This window comes from Gleimia sp. 6138-11-ORH1, assembly GCF_024814355.1.
In the GTDB taxonomy this organism is placed as follows: Bacteria; Actinomycetota; Actinomycetes; order Actinomycetales; family Actinomycetaceae; genus Gleimia.
Window position 1 is genome coordinate 1 of sequence record NZ_JANUXV010000009.1, and the last position, 2,705, is coordinate 2,705.

The following is a 2,705-nucleotide window of genomic DNA, read 5'->3' on the forward strand; positions in this document are numbered from 1 at the left end:
AGGTTAACCCGTGTGGGGGATCCGTAGCGAAAGCGAGTCTTAACTGGGCGTTATTAGTCGCATGCTCTAGACCCGAAGCGGGGTGATCTACCCATGGCCAGGTTGAAGCAGAGGTAAGACTCTGTGGAGGACCGCACCCACCTAGGTTGAAAACTGGGGGGATGAGCTGTGGGTAGGGGTGAAAGGCCAATCAAACTCCGTGATAGCTGGTTCTCCCCGAAATGCATTTAGGTGCAGCGTTACGCGTATCCTGTTGGAGGTAGAGCTACTGGTTGGTTAATGGGCCATTGTGGTTACTGAGGTCAGCTAAACTCCGAATGCCAGCATTGGTTAGTGCGTAGCAGTGAGACTGCGGGGGATAAGCTTCGTAGTCGAGAGGGAAACAGCCCAGATCATCGGCTAAGGCCCCTAAGGGTGTGCTGAGTGGGAAAGGATGTGGAGTTGCATAGACAACCAGGAGGTTGGCTTAGAAGCAGCCACCCTTGAAAGAGTGCGTAATAGCTCACTGGTCAAGTGATTCCGCGCCGACAATGTAGCGGGGCTTAAGTACACCGCCGAAGCCGTGGCACTCACACTAATGTACGTGTGGGTGGGTAGGGGAGCGTCGCGTGTTGGGGTGAAGCCTGAGTGTGAACTTTGGTGGACTACACGCGAGTGAGAATGCAGGCATGAGTAACGATTAGGCGGGTGAGAATCCCGTCCGCCGATTGACTAAGGGTTCCAGGGCTAGGTTCATCCGCCCTGGGTTAGTCGGGTCCTAAGGCGAGGCCGACAGGCGTAGTCGATGGATAACCAGTTGATATTCTGGTACCGGTGTTTGATCGCCCAATACTAATCTCTTTTAAACTGTGGATGCTGCTAAAGGGCTGGGTTTCTTCGGAAACTCATTACCTGCAGCGGTCTTCACAGTGGTAGGAGTGCGGTAAGCGTATTAACAGGGGGGACGCAGAGTGGTAACCTACGCTGGCCGGTGGTTGTGCCAGTTCAACGTCGCAGCCCGTCACCTAGGCAAATCCGGGTGACACAAGGGGTGAGGACGGACAAAACAACACCAATAAAAATGGTGTTGTTGTAGGTGAGCCTGTGCTGCCAAGAAAAGCCTCGACGCGAGATCACACACCGCCCGTACCCTAAACCGACTCAGGTAGTCAGGTAGAGTATACCGAGGCGTTCGAGTGAATCATGGTTAAGGAACTCGGCAAAATGCCCCCGTAACTTCGGGAGAAGGGGGACCCCACGCGGACACTCACGACCATGTGAGAGGCTTTGCTGGGGGTCGCAGTGAATAGGGAGAAGCGACTGTTTACTAAAAACATAGGTGCGTGCGAAGCCGTAAGGCGATGTATACGCACTGACGCCTGCCCGGTGCTGGAAGGTTAAGCGGAAAGCTCAACACCCCTGTGGGTGTGAAGGTTTGAAGTTAAGCCCCAGTAAACGGCGGTGGTAACTATAACCATCCTAAGGTAGCGAAATTCCTTGTCGGGTAAGTTCCGACCTGCACGAATGGCGTAACGACTTCTCCGCTGTCTCAACCATGAACTCGGTGAAATTGCAATACGAGTAAAGATGCTCGTTTCGCGCAGCAGGACGGAAAGACCCCGGGACCTTTACTATAGCTTGGTATTGGTAGCCGGTTGTGTTTGTGTAGGATAGGTGGGAGACAATGAAACCGCAACGCCAGTTGTGGTGGAGTCAACGTTGAAATACCACTCTGATACAAACGGTTATCTAACCTCGATCCGTAATCCGGATCAGGGACAGTGCCTGGTGGGTAGTTTAACTGGGGCGGTTGCCTCCCAAAAAGTAACGGAGGCGCTCAAAGGTTCTCTCAGCCTGGTTGGTAATCAGGTGTCGAGCGTAAGTGTAGAAGAGAGCTTGACTGCGACACTGACAGGTGAAGCAGGTACGAAAGTAGGAACTAGTGATCCGGCCGTGGTTCGTGGAAACGCGGTCGCTCAACGGATAAAAGGTACCCCGGGGATAACAGGCTGATCTTGCCCAAGAGTCCATATCGACGGCATGGTTTGGCACCTCGATGTCGGCTCGTCGCATCCTGGGGCTGGAGTTGGTCCCAAGGGTTGGGCTGTTCGCCCATTAAAGCGGTACGCGAGCTGGGTTTAGAACGTCGTGAGACAGTTCGGTCCCTATCCGCTGCGCGCGCAGGAAACTTGAGAAGACCTGTCCCTAGTACGAGAGGACCGGGACGGACGAACCTCTGGTGTGCCAGTTGTACTGCCAAGTGCACCGCTGGTTAGCTACGTTCGGAAGGGATAACCGCTGAAAGCATCTAAGCGGGAAGCCTCCTTCAAGATAAGGTTTCCAACCCACACAAGTGGGGAGAGACTCCCAGCAGAACACTGGGTAGATAGGCCAGACGTGTAAGCACAGCAATGTGTTCAGCCTACTGGTACTAATAGTCAACAACTAAAACACAAACAAACAAACAAGCAAAGCATTGTTAAACACACGCAACCACTATACAACTCACTACCAACCCCCAAACCACAAACAACAAACCAAACACGAAACCAAAACCGGAAACGGAAGTATTGTTTCAAAACGTTAGCAAACCAAACTTTGCGGTGGTCATAGCCTAAGGGAAACGCCCAGCCCCATCCCGAACCTGGAAGCTAAGCCTTAGCACGCTGATGGTACTGCACCCGCCAGGGTGTGGGAGAGTAAGACACCGCCGCAAACCAAACACA

At 53.2% G+C, this 2,705-nt stretch carries 2 rRNA genes; both read left to right on the forward strand.

The annotated features are described in order from the left end of the window. A 23S ribosomal RNA gene (locus NXS08_RS07320) occupies window positions 1-2,433 on the forward strand; the annotation flags it as partial. A gap of 145 nt (window positions 2,434-2,578) precedes the next feature. Then, a 5S ribosomal RNA gene (gene rrf / locus NXS08_RS07325) occupies window positions 2,579-2,695 on the forward strand. Window positions 2,696-2,705: the final 10 nt, after the last annotated feature.